15 protein-coding genes are annotated in these 14,147 nt (G+C 66.0%); 9 read left to right on the top strand and 6 right to left on the bottom strand.

Features of this window, described 5'->3' with window-relative positions; translation table 11 throughout:
- Positions 1-37: 37 nt before the first annotated feature.
- Together ACFXKN_RS22385 and ACFXKN_RS22380 are read right to left on the bottom strand one after the other, a co-directional pair.
- On the bottom strand, positions 38-898 hold the full coding sequence (locus tag ACFXKN_RS22385; RefSeq protein WP_379433751.1) for an ABC transporter permease: 861 nt from the start codon (positions 896-898) through the stop codon (positions 38-40).
- Positions 895-1,794, bottom strand: coding sequence for an ABC transporter ATP-binding protein (locus ACFXKN_RS22380; RefSeq protein ID WP_379433750.1), 900 nt, complete (start codon positions 1,792-1,794; stop codon positions 895-897). Before ACFXKN_RS22380 ends, ACFXKN_RS22385 begins: the two co-directional genes overlap by 4 nt.
- 214 nt (positions 1,795-2,008) lie before the next feature.
- Here ACFXKN_RS22380 and ACFXKN_RS22375 point away from each other — a divergent pair, with 214 nt between their 5' ends.
- From ACFXKN_RS22375 to ACFXKN_RS22360, 4 genes are read left to right on the top strand one after another with little or no spacing between them, the layout of a single operon-like run.
- Positions 2,009-3,283 (top strand): sensor histidine kinase, encoded by a 1,275-nt coding sequence (locus ACFXKN_RS22375; protein WP_379433749.1) that lies wholly within the window; start codon positions 2,009-2,011, stop codon positions 3,281-3,283.
- 40 nt (positions 3,284-3,323) lie between these two features.
- Positions 3,324-4,049, top strand: coding sequence for a response regulator (locus tag ACFXKN_RS22370; RefSeq protein ID WP_379433748.1), 726 nt, complete (start codon positions 3,324-3,326; stop codon positions 4,047-4,049).
- 45 nt (positions 4,050-4,094) lie between these two features.
- Positions 4,095-4,451, top strand: a complete 357-nt coding sequence (locus ACFXKN_RS22365; RefSeq protein ID WP_379433747.1) for a type II toxin-antitoxin system RelE/ParE family toxin — start codon at positions 4,095-4,097, stop codon at positions 4,449-4,451.
- A gap of 6 nt (positions 4,452-4,457) precedes the next feature.
- Positions 4,458-4,769: a helix-turn-helix domain-containing protein gene (locus tag ACFXKN_RS22360; RefSeq protein ID WP_379433746.1), complete on the top strand. Its 312-nt coding sequence runs from the start codon at positions 4,458-4,460 to the stop codon at positions 4,767-4,769.
- 2 nt (positions 4,770-4,771) lie between these two features.
- Here ACFXKN_RS22360 and ACFXKN_RS22355 read toward each other — a convergent pair whose 3' ends face one another.
- On the bottom strand, positions 4,772-5,419 hold the full coding sequence (locus ACFXKN_RS22355; RefSeq protein WP_379433745.1) for a VWA domain-containing protein: 648 nt from the start codon (positions 5,417-5,419) through the stop codon (positions 4,772-4,774).
- A gap of 222 nt (positions 5,420-5,641) precedes the next feature.
- Between ACFXKN_RS22355 and ACFXKN_RS22350 the strand changes: the two genes are divergently transcribed.
- The 3 genes from ACFXKN_RS22350 to ACFXKN_RS22340 all read left to right on the top strand — a co-directional run bounded on the left by ACFXKN_RS22350 (position 5,642) and on the right by ACFXKN_RS22340 (position 6,910).
- Positions 5,642-6,043: a DUF1877 family protein gene (locus tag ACFXKN_RS22350; protein ID WP_379433769.1), complete on the top strand. Its 402-nt coding sequence runs from the start codon at positions 5,642-5,644 to the stop codon at positions 6,041-6,043.
- A 118-nt stretch (positions 6,044-6,161) separates the two neighbouring features.
- A complete protein-coding gene (locus ACFXKN_RS22345) occupies positions 6,162-6,425 on the top strand; it encodes a hypothetical protein (RefSeq protein WP_379433744.1) in 264 nt (87 codons plus the stop codon).
- Between the two features lie 2 nt (positions 6,426-6,427).
- Positions 6,428-6,910: an LLM class flavin-dependent oxidoreductase gene (locus tag ACFXKN_RS22340; protein WP_379433743.1), complete on the top strand. Its 483-nt coding sequence runs from the start codon at positions 6,428-6,430 to the stop codon at positions 6,908-6,910.
- A gap of 188 nt (positions 6,911-7,098) precedes the next feature.
- On the opposite strand, the gene ACFXKN_RS22335 is transcribed toward ACFXKN_RS22340, so the two are convergent.
- Entirely contained in the window at positions 7,099-7,716 is a 618-nt protein-coding gene (locus ACFXKN_RS22335) for a TetR/AcrR family transcriptional regulator (protein ID WP_379433742.1), read from the bottom strand.
- A gap of 84 nt (positions 7,717-7,800) precedes the next feature.
- Here ACFXKN_RS22335 and ACFXKN_RS22330 point away from each other — a divergent pair, with 84 nt between their 5' ends.
- On the top strand, positions 7,801-9,333 hold the full coding sequence (locus ACFXKN_RS22330) for a flavin-containing monooxygenase (protein ID WP_379433741.1): 1,533 nt from the start codon (positions 7,801-7,803) through the stop codon (positions 9,331-9,333).
- A 22-nt stretch (positions 9,334-9,355) separates the two neighbouring features.
- Positions 9,356-10,213 (top strand): SDR family NAD(P)-dependent oxidoreductase, encoded by an 858-nt coding sequence (locus tag ACFXKN_RS22325; RefSeq protein ID WP_379433740.1) that lies wholly within the window; start codon positions 9,356-9,358, stop codon positions 10,211-10,213.
- An 83-nt stretch (positions 10,214-10,296) separates the two neighbouring features.
- On the opposite strand, the gene ACFXKN_RS22320 is transcribed toward ACFXKN_RS22325, so the two are convergent.
- Together ACFXKN_RS22320 and ACFXKN_RS22315 are read right to left on the bottom strand one after the other, a co-directional pair.
- The gene (locus tag ACFXKN_RS22320; RefSeq protein WP_379433739.1) at positions 10,297-12,864 is read right to left on the bottom strand and encodes an ATP-dependent Clp protease ATP-binding subunit; all 2,568 of its coding nucleotides are present in this window, start codon (positions 12,862-12,864) and stop codon (positions 10,297-10,299) included.
- A gap of 274 nt (positions 12,865-13,138) precedes the next feature.
- The gene (locus tag ACFXKN_RS22315; RefSeq protein ID WP_379433738.1) at positions 13,139-14,077 is read right to left on the bottom strand and encodes an esterase/lipase family protein; all 939 of its coding nucleotides are present in this window, start codon (positions 14,075-14,077) and stop codon (positions 13,139-13,141) included.
- Positions 14,078-14,147 lie beyond the last annotated feature (70 nt).

The following is a 14,147-nucleotide window of genomic DNA, read 5'->3' as shown; positions in this document are numbered from 1 at the left end:
TCGCCAGGGACGATGCCGGGGTCGAGACGCGCTCGGGTCAAGTGAGGTCGCGACGGGTCATCAGCCAGATCGTGCCACCCGCGAAGGCCGTCACGTAAGCGGCCAGAAGAGCGAAAGATTCACCGCGGGTGAGGATATCGAGAACACCGGGGTTGGCTGGGCCCTCCACGGTGCGCATCGCTCCGGCCAGCGAGCCCGCGGCGGTGCCGGGAAGCACGTTGGTGACGGCTTCGATCGGACCGAAGATGCCCGCCACGCCGCGGAGGAGGTTTTCCACTACCAGAACCCACACCAGCCCGAGGCCGACGGCCAGGGCGGGGCCGCGGGCGATCGCACCGATGAGGGCACCGGCGAGGGTCCACATACCGAGAATGGCTGTACCGGTGATGATTCCGACGAGTGAATCGTCGAGCGAAGGCATCGTGATCGGCTGGGATTCGCTGGCCGCGATCACGGTGGCGATCCCGACGTCGACGGCGAAGGCGACCAGGACGAGGGCGATGACCACCCCCAGCAGGGTCAACAGGAGTCCCGCCACCGCCGCGGCCCGGCTCGGCCCCTGGGTGAACACGGTTTTCCAAGTGCCCCAGCCATATCCGCTGCCGACAGCGAGGGCGCCGAGGATCAGCACCAGCGCCCCGCCGAACATCGACATGCCCTGGGTGAACACCTCGGGGACGGCGGCGGGCATGAGTTGCCCGAGGAGGACGTCGCGGGGTAGCCCGTCCGACATCGCACCGTTTTCGCCCGAGGTGTAGGCGAGGTAGTTGAAGAGGTAGGCGAAGGTCAGGTTGAGCAGGATCCAGGTGCCGAGGACGATCCAGAAGGCGGGCCAGCGGCTCAGGCGTACCGCTTCCGCGCGCACGCTTGCGGTGAGATCCCTTGTCATGGTGTTCATTTCGCTACCTCCACAGCCGTCATCTCGAAGAACACTTCTTCCAGGGATTTCTCGTCCACCCGCAGTTCGAGCAGGTCCGCGCCTGCCGATACGACAGCTCGCGCGACATCCGGCGCCATCGCGGCGCTCGTTTCCACTCTGATGCCGTCCGCGCCCGCCCGTGCGGGCGCATCGGTGACCGCCCGCACCGCGTCGAGAGCCACGTCCACGGGCTCTGCGCGAACTAGAAGCGTTGCGGTTCCGCGCAATTCGGCCACCGTAGATTCCGCGAGCAAGCGGCCACCGGAGATCACGCCGACGCGGTGGCAGATCTCCTGCACCTCGGTGAGCTGGTGGCTCGACAGCAGCACGGTGTGGCCGTCAGCCGCGAGATCGGTGATGAGCGTGCGCATTTCGGCCAAGCCCGCTGGATCGAGGCCGTTGGTCGGTTCGTCGAGGATCAGCAGGTCCGGGTCGCCGAGCATGGCCGCGCCGACGCCGAGGCGCTGTTTCATGCCGAGCGAATAGGTGCGGAAGCGGTCGCCTGCCCGGTCGGCCAGGCCGACGCGTTCCAGCGCCGTCTCGACCTCGGCACTGCCGTGGCCGCGATAACGGGCCAGTACCCGCAGGTTGTCGCGACCGGAGAGGTAGGGGTAGAAGCCGGGGCCTTCGATGAGTACGCCGATCCGGCGCAGCACCTCCGGGTCGCCTGGCGACAGGCCCTGGACGGTCGCGGTGCCCGCGCTGGGCCGGATGAGGCCGGCCAGCATTCGCAGCGTGGTGGTCTTGCCCGCGCCGTTGGGTCCGAGGAATCCGTAGATCTCCCCGGCCGCGACCCGCATGCTCACCGCGTCCACGGCGAGGTGCTCGCCATAGCGTTTGGTCAGCTCGGTGGTGACCACGATCGATTCGTTCATGGGACTCAGAATCCGCGCTCAGTGGGTGCCGGGGCATCCGTCCTGCGGCGTGCATCGTGCTACGCCGCGCGGACTACGGCAGGTCGACAGCGTCGGCGAGTATCCGGCGAGAAGGGCCTGCTGACCGGCCGAAGCAGTGGCCCAGTGCGCCTCTCGCGGGAAATACGCGCGCAGGCCGACGCGGCTGGCACGGGTACGCAATAGGGTTGGACACGTGGGAACGTCTGCGAAGTGGGAGCGTGGCTCAGTCGTTGCGGACTGGGGCCTGGCAGTGGTGGTCGCGCTGATCCAGCTGGCCGGTAGTTCGGGTGCGAATTCGCATCAAACCGGAGTGCGGTCGCTGGACGCTTTCGCGTATCTGCTGCTGCTCGCGGGGCCGATCGCGCTCGGTTTCCGGCGGCTGGTGCCCGAACCGGTGCTGCTGGTGGCGTTGGTCGCCGCGGTGACGTATGTGTTGCGCGACTACGGGTACGGGCCGATTTTCCTTTCGCTGCTGATCGCCTTCCTGTCGGCAGCCATTGCCGGATCACGATGGCGCACATACCCGGTGGTCGCGATCGGCTACCTGACGATGGTGTGGCCGTTGCCCGCCCTGCTCGGACGGCACTCCGACGCGTGGCAGATCTTCGGGCTGCTGGCCTGGATGGGCGTGCTGGTCGCGATCGCGGAGGGGGTACGGCAGCGGCGCGCGGTGGTGCTCGCGCGCAAGCAGCGGGCCGAGGCGGCCCAGCGCGACGAACAGGCACAGCAGGCCAGGGCGGCATCCGAGGAGCGGCTGGCCATTGCCAGGGAGCTGCACGATGTTCTCGCGCACAGTCTTTCGCTGATCAATGTGCAGTCGTCGGTGGCGCTGGAGCTGTTCGATCGCAAGCCGCAGCAGGCGGCCGCGGCGTTGGCGACCATCAAGACAACGTCGAAAGAGGCGCTGACCGAGGTACATACGCTGCTGCACGCGATTCGCAGCGGGACCGCGGTGGTGCCGGAGTACCCCGAACATGTTGGCGTGTCCGATGACGTGCCCGTTCCGCCACGCCCCGCGCCGCGTGCTCCCGCACCAACCCTCGACGACCTCGACACCCTGCTCGAACGCACCCGGGCGACCGGGCTCGACGTCGACACCAAGATCATCGGTACGCCCAAGAAACTGCCCAGCGTTATCGATGTGGCGGCGGCCAGAATCGTTCAGGAATCGCTGACCAACGTGGTGCGGCACGCGCCCGGCGCGACAGCGCTGATCACCCTGCGGTACACACCGGAATCAGTGGACATCACCGTCGACAACACCCGGCCGACCGAGACCGCTGTCCGAACCGGGATCGGCGGCAACGGGATCATCGGGATGCGGGAACGGGCACACGCTTTGGGTGGGGCGCTCACCGCGGGACCGCGACCCTCGGGCGGGTTCCGAGTGGCGGCCAGATTGCCCGCTCGACCAGCGGCTACCGATGCCAGCCCGACGTCGACCAACGGTAAGGAGGCCAGCGCATGAGCGGCCGACGCCCGGACCCAGCCCGCCGAACGGACCAAGCATGAACACCCCGCACAGTCCCGGCTTCTCAGGTGCCGACGTGCCGCCGATCGGTGTGGGACCTGCGAAGATCCGTCTCCTCGTCGCCGACGATCAAGCGCTGGTGCGCGGCGGATTCGTCGCCCTGCTCGACGCCCAGGACGACATCGAGGTGATCGGCGAGGCCGAAAACGGCGAGCAGGCCGTCCGGATGACCCGCGCTCTGGTCCCCGATGTGGTGCTGATGGACATCCGCATGCCGATCCTCGACGGCCTCGCCGCCACCCGGATGATCGCCGATGACCCCCAGCTCGCGCCGGTCCGCGTCGTCGTCCTCACCACCTTCGAACTCGACGAATACGTCTTCGAAGCGATCCGCGCCGGCGCCGCGGGCTTCCTGGTCAAGCACACCGAACCCGCCGACCTGCTCCGCGCCGTCCGCGCCGTAGCCGCGGGCGACGCCCTCCTCTCCCCCGGCGTCACCCGTCGCCTCCTCGCCGAGTTCTCCACCCACGCCAAACAACCACCCCCCGCCGCCTTCGCCGAGCTCACCGACCGCGAACGCGAGGTGATGACCCTGGTGGCCGAGGGCCTCACCAACGCCGAAATAGGCGCCCGCCTCCACATGTCCCCCGCCACCGCCCGCACCCACGTGAGCCGAATCCTCACCAAACTCGACGCCCGAGACCGCACCCAACTCGTAGTCCTCGCCTACGAATCAGGCCTGGTCCGCCCGGGTTGGCATTGACGCCACCATTGCTATATAGGATCTAACCTATATAGGATCAATCCTATGCACCTGTATCTGGTGGAACTCGAACCCGAGGTAGCCCGATGGCTGCGCACTTTGACTACGCGCGAGTTCTCCCAGGTTGACGTGTATGTGGGCATGCTCGCCGAACGAGCAACCACCCTGGGTGAACCGTGGTCGCGCAATCTTGGTGATGGGGTGCGTGAACTCCGCTTTCACCTGCACCCCCGAGAAATGCGAATCACCTACTGGCTCGCTCCGGGTCGTCGCATCGTGCTGCTGACAGTTTTCCGCAAGACTCGCATGCGGGAGACCGACCAAGTGACACGAGCCAAGGCACTACGCAAGGTATGCGAATCGGAACATGGTTGTGCCCACACAGATTTCGACAGGAGGTAACCGATCATGACTGAGCACCCATCGATGGACGACCTGCGCCGTGAGCGGATGAGTAGCCCCGGGTTCGACGCGGGCGAGTACGCGGCTGGGCGAGCCGAGGCGATTCTGGCGATCGAGCTGGCCGAAGCCATTCGCGAACGGCGGCTGGAACTCGGGCTGACGCAGACACAGCTGGCCGAGCGGGCCGGACTACGTCAACCTGAGGTCTCGCGGCTCGAATCCGGAGGCGGGACACCGACTATCGGCATGCTCGAACGTTTGGCGTACGCGCTCGAAGTTCGATTCGTCGCCCGGTTCGAGAAGGTCGACGCGGCGTAGGGCTACTTGCCCTGGTCTGCTTGTCGACGTTCGGAGGCGGAGAAGCGGGCGCGGCGGGCGGCGCCCGCGGGGGCGGCTTGGGCTCGGGCGGAGTAGGCGGAGAGGGCGTCGAAGGCGCCTCGGACGCCGCCTGCGACCGGGGCGTAGGTGATGGCCGAGCCGGGGTCGAAGCCGAGGTTGGAGCCTACTTCGACGGCATCCATGTTGGCGCCGAGGAAGACGAAGGTCCAGTTGTAGACGTCCTGCTGCTGGGTGATCAGCGACTTCACGGCGGCGTGCGTCCATTCGCGGCTGGAGTTCTCGTGACCGTCGGTGAGGACGACGATGATCACGGTGCCGGGACGTTCGTGCTCGGGGCGCTCGGCCAGTTCGGCGCCCACGCTGGTGACGAGCTTGCCGAGTGCGTCGTAGAGCGCGGTCCCGCCCCGCGGATGCAGACTCGGCGCTGGCACCTGGGCCAGCGGCACGTTCGAGTAGACGACGTCGTAGGTGGTGTCGAACTGAGCGAGCGTGACCTCGATCCGTTTCGGCACCGCCCGCTGCTGCTCGAAATAGGCGGCCAACCCACCTTCGGTATCGGCCTTGATCGTCTGCATCGACCCGGAACGATCGAGCAGAACGGCAATCAGAGTGCGGTCGGTATCAGTCATGTGTGCGAACACCCCCGTGTCGGTTGGATAGAGCAATTCCCACGGTACGCCGCGCAATTGCGCTGTCGAGCCGACGAAAAGCAGACGCCAAGCTATCGCCAAGGCGCGATTTCTACCGTCACCACGATCCCGCCACCGCGTCCGAAATGAGCGTCACGCCATGAGCATCATTTTCATCTTCACCCGCATCTCCCCCGCCGACGCCGACCGCATCACCGGGTCATCCGATGTCCCAACGAATTCCTCGACGCACCGACCCTGGCCGAGGGGGAACCGTCCGGCGACCTCGACCAAGCATGGGACGGCCTGCGCCTGCTGTTCCCCGCGGCCGCCGTCGACTTCGACCTTTTGCGCGAAGACCAGCCGACTGATCGAGAGGATGGCCTCAGTGTATGGACACCGAAAGAGGTCGCCGCGGCAGCGAAGGTCCTCACCTCGACGCCTTTCGACCGGCTCGCCGAGCATTTCTCCCCTGAGTTGATGGACGAAGAGGCCGCGCGCCCGGAGATCTGGGACGACCGCGACGAAGCGCTCGACTACCTGGGTGACGGCTATGCCTGCCTGCGGGCATTCTTCGCCTACGCGTTTTCGACGAATTCCGCGGTGATCGGTCGATTCGCGTAGTCGCGGGATGTCCAGGCTGTTGATGCGCATTTCCAGGTCGGCTGTACGCGTGGGGACGTAGGCCGGATCGGGTCTCGCGGCCGATGTTGCGGAGCGTTCGGACGAGCAGGCTCGAGACATGAACATTTTCGATAGCACGACGACACTGACACTGCTGGCCGACCACTACGACGGCGGCTGGCACCCATGGCCGTTCTTCTGGATCTTCCCCGCGATCTTCTGGATCACCGTGATCGCACTGGTCTTCTTCGCCCGGCGACGATGCGCGGGACGCGGCGGCGCGGTGGGCGCGCTGCGCGAAGGCTTCGCACGCGGCGAGATCACCGAGGACGACTACCGCACCCGGCTCGCGATCCTGAACGAACCGCGCGGGAAGAAGTAGCGATGAGATTCGGAATCGTCCTCATGCCGCAGTCCGGGGTGGAGTGGACGCGGACGGTGACCGAGGCGGAGTCGCAGGGGTACCGCACGCTGATGCTGCCGGACACGCTGTATACGCCGTCGCCGCTCATCGCGCTGGCCGCGGCCGCCGCAGTGACGGACAACCTGCGATTGCGACCCAATGTGCTGGCGGCGCCCTTCCGATCAGCCGCCACCACCGTCCGGGAAACATCCGCACTGCAACTACTTTCGAATAGCCGATTCGAGCTGGCTGCGCACCCGCCTCGGCCACACCCACGAAGAACTCCGCGCCGCCGGAGCCGCCGGACTTCTCCCCAGCGATCCACAAGCCGCTGTGGAAATCCTCGAAACTCGCAGCGAGCGCTACGGAATCGACGAACTGATCGTCCCGGGCGAACTCGCCGCCGCCTTCGCGCCGGTTCTCGCACGGTTTCACGAAGGCGCCGACCGATAAGGCGGGGCTGAACGACCCCGCCGCAATGGACACGATGGGTGTTTATCCCCGGATCTGGATCCGGGACGGAAACGACGGCCTCGGTTATCTCCGGGAAACTACGCCCGACTGATCGCGGTATTCGAACATGCCGCTCATCATCAGTCTGGAATCCTGCAGAGTTTCGGCTGATTCTGGAGGCGACAAGCCCGGAAATCGGTCAGCCGTGGCCTGGTTCGGCGGGCAGCGGAGCGCTGACCAGCGTTTCCAGCCCATGAATGAGGTTGTCTGTCGGCAGGAGCGGGTCGACCACGCGTTGCATGGCGACACCGAGGATCAGTCCGAGCAACAGCGTCGCGGTAGCGTCCCAGTCGGCGTCGTCGGTGAACGTGCCCTGCTCGGCCGCGACCCGCACCGCCGCGGCGAGCTGGTCGCGCATGCGCGCATAGCGTTGCGACAGCAGCGGACGTAACTCGTCCCGGGTGGCCATGACAACGGACAGTTCGAGTTCGAAGCGGGCCCACCGTCGCTCCCCGATGGTGTGCTGAACCCAGTCACGCATCACCGGCACCCACGCCTGCACGGATGGACCAGCTTCTGCCAGCACACCGAGCACCCGCACGGTCTCGCGTTCGTAGAGCTCCTCGATGGCGGCGATCGCGAGTTCGGGCTTCCCGCCGAAATTGGAATACACCGCACCGGTCGAAAAGCCGGCCGCATCGGCGATCTGCTCGAGCGAGCAGGCGTTATAGCCGTGCTCGAGGAACATGGTGACCGCGGCGTCGAGCACGCTGCGGCGGGTGCGCTGCTTGCTCTCGGCGCGGGATACACGGACCACGACGACATCGTAGCCTTGCGGACTCCGGCCATTTTCTGGATAATCCCATTATCGCAATGGCGCGAATATCTGGAGGAACCCCCCGTGACACCACGCACGACGGATCAGATCCCCGAGACACTCGAGCGGGTCCACCACACGATCGTGATCGGAGCCGGGCTCGCAGGCTTGGCCGCGGCATACAAGCTCGAACAGGCAGGTTTCACCGACTTCGTCGTGCTGGAAAAGGCCGATCGGGTCGGCGGCACCTGGCGCGATAACACCTATCCCGGCTGCGGAGTCGACATTCCGTCACCGGTCTACTCGTTCTCCTTCCATCCGAATCCGGACTGGGAACACAACTTCGCCCGTCAGCCCGAGATCCTGAGCTACATCGAGCAGACCGTCGCCGAGTTCGGCCTGCACCGCTACATTCGTTTCGGCACCGAGGCCATCGAGGCGATCTGGTCCACCGAGCGACGCCGATGGCTGCTGAACACCACGAACGGCCGCTATGTGGCCCAGTTCCTGATCGGGGCCGCGGGCCCGATCACCGAACCGCAGCTTCCAGACGTCGAGGGACTGGACCGGTTCACTGGCGAGGTGTTCCACTCAGCTCGGTGGAACCACGATATCGACCTGACCGGCAAGCGGGTCGCGGTCATCGGCACCGGGGCGTCGGCGGTCCAGTTCATCCCCGAGATCGCGCCCAAGGTGGCGCAGTTGCACGTGCTGCAGCGCACCGCGTCCTGGGTGGTACCCCGCTTGGACATCCCCTTCCCGGGGCACGCGCGTGCGCTGTTCCGGCGGGCGCCCGGCTCGCAGCGCGCCTTCCGCTCGGTCCTGGACGCCATCCTGCGTGGCCTCAGTGCCGCGATGCAGCACGAACGGGCCGCCCGATTGCTGAATCCGATCGGCCGGGCGCAGCTGTTTGCCCAGGTGCGTGATCGGAAGCTGCGCACCGCGTTGACGCCGAAGTTCACCATGGGCTGCAAGCGGCTACTGCTCTCCAACACCTACTTCCCCGCGCTGGCGCGTGACAATGTCGAGCTCGTCCCGCACGCCCTGACCCGCGTCACCGAACACGGTGTTATCGCCGCCGACGGCAATGAGCGCCCGGTCGACGTCATCATCTTCGGCACCGGATTCGATGTCAGCCATCCCCCGATCGCCGGGCGCATTCGCGGCGCCGACGGCCGACTGTTGTCGGAGCGCTGGGCGAAGAGCCCGGAGGCCTATTTGGCCACTACCGCACCGGGTGTACCGAACTTGTTCATCCTGCTCGGCCCCAACATCCTGGTCTACAACTCGTTCCTCGATCTGGCCGAGCGCCAGCTCAACTATGTGATCGGCGCGCTCACCGTGGCTCGCGAGCGCGATATCGAGACAGTCGAGATCCCCGAGGCAACGACTCGCGATTTCAACGACAAGGTCCAGCAAGCGCTCACCCGCACCGTCTTCAACCAAGGTGGTTGCGCCAGCTACTACCTCGACGAGAACGGCCGCAACTTCACGGCGTGGCCCTGGTCGACGACGCGGTTGCGAAAGACGCTGTCCCGCTTCGATATCGAGAACTACACCCAGGTACCGAGGGCGGCGGTCCCCGTCGAACTCGCCGACGATATCGCGGCACGCTAGCCGCAGAAGCCGGAGACTTCCCATGACCACCTCATCTCTGCAAGGCCGAGTCGTGCTGATAACCGGCGCCGCCCGCGGTATCGGCCTCGCCACGGCCGAGGCTTTTGCCGCGGCGGGCGCGACAGTCACCATCGGCGACATCGATGGCGACCTCTCGAAAAGCAGCGCCGCCGCGCTGGCCGCGCGATCCTCCGCGAAAGTGATCGGCTTGCGGGTGGATGTCACCGACCGCGAATCCTTCGCCGCTTTCTTCGCCGAGGCCGAGGCACTCGTCGGCGCGGCCGACATCCTAATCAACAACGCGGGCATCATGCCGACGGGATACTTCGTCGACGAATCACCCGAACTCACCGATCGCCAGATCGACATCAATGTCCGCGGGGTGACGAACGGATCCCACCTAGCCGCGACCCGATTCGTGAATCGCGGGAAAGGCCACATCGTCAATATCGCCTCGGTGGCCGCCATCACCGCCGAGCCCGGCCTCGCGACCTACACGGGCACAAAGCATTTCGTCCTCGGATTCACCGACGCGCTGCGCCGCGAACTGCACCCGCACGGCGTCGGTGTCACGGTAGTTCTGCCGGGTTTCATCAACACCGAACTCTCCGAGGGGACAGTCGTTCCGCGCTGGGCGCACGCCCTCGCCTGCCGAGAACCCGAGGATGTGGCGGCAGGCATCGTGGCAGCGGTCCGAGCGGATTCCTCGCGCGCGACAATCCCCGCGTCACTCGGCATTCTCATCAAGACAATGTCGCTGCTCCCGGCACGCGCCCGGCACGCTGTCCAACACGCCCTACATTTCGACACGACGATGACCGGCGCGGACCCGGAACAGCGGGCCGCCTACCACCGCCGCATCTCTGGCACAGACCACTGATCACTCGGGCGCGTTGACCGCGCCGATACCGCAAACGAAAAGCCCGCCCCCGTATGTCGGGGGCGGGCTTTCGGTTCAGCTGGTTACTCGCCGGAGGCCGCGGCGTCGGGCGCGGTGCCGTCGGCTGCGCCGGTGAGGACCACCTCGGGCTTGTCGTCGCCCGCGGAAGCCTTGGTCAGCTTCGTCTTGCCGGTGAAGGTGAACTTGGCGTCCTCGCCGAGACCCTCGCCGTTCCAGCCTTCGACGTCGACCACGATGGTCTGGCCCGCGCCGATCTCGCCGAAGAGGATCTTCTCCGACAGCTGGTCTTCGATCTCGCGCTGGATCGTGCGACGCAGCGGACGCGCACCGAGGACCGGGTCGAAACCGCGCTTGGCGAGCAGGCTCTTGGCCTGATCGGTCAGCTCCATCGCCATGTCCTTGTTCTTCAGCTGCTTCGAGACGCGGGCGATCATCAGGTCAACCATCTGCACGATCTGTTCGCTCGTGAGCTGGTGGAAGACGATCACGTCGTCGATGCGGTTGAGGAACTCGGGGCGGAAGTGCTTCTTCAGCTCGTCGTTGACCTTGAGCTTCATCCGCTCGTAGTTCGAGCCCTCGGCGTTGGACTGGGTGAAGCCGAGGCCGACAGCCTTGGAGATGTCGGAGGTGCCCAGGTTCGAGGTGAAGATCAGCACGGTGTTCTTGAAGTCGACCGTACGACCCTGACCGTCGGTGAGACGGCCGTCCTCGAGCACCTGCAGGAGGGTGTTGTAGATCTCCTGGTGCGCCTTCTCGATCTCGTCGAACAGCACCACCGAGAACGGCTTGCGACGCACCTTCTCGGTGAGCTGGCCGCCCTCCTCGTAGCCCACGTACCCGGGAGGGGCACCGAACAGACGAGAAGCGGTGAAGCGGTCGTGGAACTCGCCCATGTCGATCTGGATGAGCGCGTCGTCGTCGCCGAACAGGAAGTTCGCCAGCGACTTGGCGAGCTCGGTCTTACCGACACCCGAGGGGCCGGCGAAGATGAACGAGCCCGACGGACGCTTGGGGTCCTTCAGACCTGCGCGAGTGCGGCGGATCGCCTTGGAGACGGCCTTGACGGCATCCTCCTGGCCGATGATCCGCTTGTGGATCTCGTCCTCCATGCGGAGCAGACGGGTGGTCTCCTCCTCGGTGAGCTTGAAGACGGGGATGCCGGTCCAGTTGGCGAGCACCTCCGCGATCTGCTCATCGTCGACCTCAGCCACGACGTCCAGATCACCTGAGCGCCACTGCTTTTCGCGCTCGGCACGCTTGGCGACGAGCTGCTTCTCCTTGTCGCGCAGACGCGCGGCCTTCTCGAAGTCCTGCGCATCGATAGCGCTTTCCTTCTCCCGGCGAGCATCGGCGATCTTGTCGTCGAAGTCGCGCAGGTCCGGCGGAGCGGTCATCCGGCGGATGCGCATGCGCGCGCCCGCTTCGTCGATCAGGTCGATCGCCTTGTCCGGCAGGAACCGGTCGTTGATGTAGCGATCGGCCAGGGTGGCGGCGGCGACGAGCGCACTATCGGTGATGGAGACCCGGTGGTGCGCCTCGTAGCGATCGCGCAGACCCTTGAGGATGTCGATGGTGTGCTCGACGGTCGGCTCGCCCACCTGGACCGGCTGGAAACGGCGTTCCAGGGCGGCGTCCTTCTCGATGTACTTGCGGTACTCGTCGAGCGTGGTGGCACCGATGGTCTGCAGCTCGCCACGGGCCAGCTTCGGCTTCAGGATCGAGGCCGCGTCGATGGCGCCTTCGGCAGCACCCGCGCCGACGAGCGTGTGCAGCTCGTCGATGAACAGGATGATGTCGCCGCGGGTGTTGATCTCCTTGAGCACCTTCTTGAGGCGCTCTTCGAAGTCACCGCGGTAGCGGCTGCCCGCGACCAGGGAGCCCAGGTCGAGGGTGTAGAGCTGCTTGTCCTTGAGGGTCTCGGGGACCTCGCCGTTGACGATGGCCTGTGCGAGGCCCTCGACGACCGCGGTCTTACCGACGCCGGGCTCGCCGATCAGCACCGGGTTGTTCTTGGTGCGGCGGCTCAGCACCTGCATGACGCGCTCGATTTCCTTCGAGCGGCCGATGACCGGGTCGAGCTTGCCCTCGAGCGCGGCCTGAGTGAGGTTGCGGCCGAACTGGTCGAGCACCAGCGATGTGGACGGAGTGCCCGCCTCGCCGCGCGGACCGGCGCCCTCGACGGGCTCCTTGCCCTGGTACCCGGACAGCAGCTGGATGACCTGCTGACGGACACGGTTGAGGTCGGCACCAAGCTTGACCAGTACCTGGGCCGCAACGCCCTCGCCCTCGCGGATGAGGCCGAGCAGGATGTGCTCGGTACCGATGTAGTTGTGGCCGAGCTGCAGCGCCTCGCGCAGGCTCAGCTCCAGCACCTTTTTGGCACGCGGGGTGAAGGGGATGTGACCGGACGGCGCCTGCTGGCCCTGCCCGATGATCTCCTCGACCTGGCTACGCACACCCTCCAGCGAGATACCAAGGGACTCCAGCGACTTCGCCGCCACACCCTCGCCCTCGTGGATCAACCCAAGCAGGATGTGCTCGGTGCCGATGTAGTTGTGGTTGAGCATCCGGGCCTCTTCTTGGGCCAGGACAACGACACGCCTCGCGCGGTCGGTGAACCTCTCGAACATCGCTCCCTCACTCTCCTGCTCCGACATTCTGGCAACAGACGCCGCAGTATGCTCGATACAACCTAGGGCGTCGGACCGACAACTTTCGCCGTCAGCCTGCCATGAAGCCCGGGGGTTGCGGCCCCCGCCATCCACTCTAGTTGGCAGAGGATTCCGCCGCCGCCGGTCCACCCTATTGAAGACCGGCGACAACATGGTCATTTACACACAACGCGCACGTCGCGGCATTCGTTTCAGGTTCAGTTTTGCCTACAGCGAAATCGCGCCGGGGGTGTTATCCGGTGAAGGGCGGCACGAACTCGCAGGGCACCGCGGCCTGCCTGGCGGGATCGAGAGCATTGAGGACGTAACCGGCCGCGCGTTGGCTGCCCGCGATTGCCAGGTGCTCGGAGAAGTCGGCCGGGCATCCGTCCTGCACCACGATATTCACCGCGTTGGGCCCGGCCACCAGGCCGCTGGTGTAAGGGGTGGCTATCTCGTCGTAGACCGTAGCGATGTTGGTGTACGCGACGCCAGGGACATAGACGCCGTCGGCGTTCAGCGCCCGCATGAACGCCGATCCCCCCATCAACTCCGAGCACGGCGAGCACACGCCGGCGGAGACCATGCGGTCCAGATCGTCGGCGGCCACGCCGAGCCGCTGCCCGACGGTCCGCCACACGTTCATCTGATCGCCGTACACACCCAGCCACGGTCCCGCCAGGGAAACGAACTTGTCCACCGTCTCAGCACCGTCGAGACGCTTCAGGTAGTAGCTCCCCACCAGACTCCCCTGCGAGTGACTGAGGAAGTCCACCTGTCGCGCGCCAGTGGCCGACCGCACGCGCTCAACGAAAGCGGCCAACTGCGCGCCGCTCTCGGCGATCGGACGCATTCCGCCCATGGCCGACAGCGGCCACGGCACATCCAGCGCGCCATAGTTGAGGGCGAAGACGCAGTAGCCCTCATTCGCGAGCAGCGGAACGTACGCGCCCCAATTGGTCTGTGCGCCACCTGCCGTGCCGTGAATGAGCACGACGGGATTCGGATGCACAGCGCTCGGGCGGCAGGACCAGTCGTTGGAACCGGGCAGCGAGCCACCGGGATCGGCGAGCTCATTCGGGATGCCGGCGAAGAAGTTGTAGTCGACCGGGAGCGGCTGGGCTGACGCGGTGGCGGGCAGGCAGGCGATCAGGGCCGCCGCGGCCATCACCAGAAGCGAACTACGTCGCATGAACGACTCCTCACTAGAACGTGTTCCACTGATCATGGAACACGTTCTAGTGATCGCGTGGCACTACCGA

Origin of the sequence: Nocardia sp. NPDC059195, assembly GCF_042754695.1 — a bacterium.
Classification (GTDB): domain Bacteria; phylum Actinomycetota; class Actinomycetes; order Mycobacteriales; family Mycobacteriaceae; genus Nocardia.
Note: the sequence above shows the minus strand (reverse complement) of the source record. Positions and strands in the feature narration are given on the sequence as shown.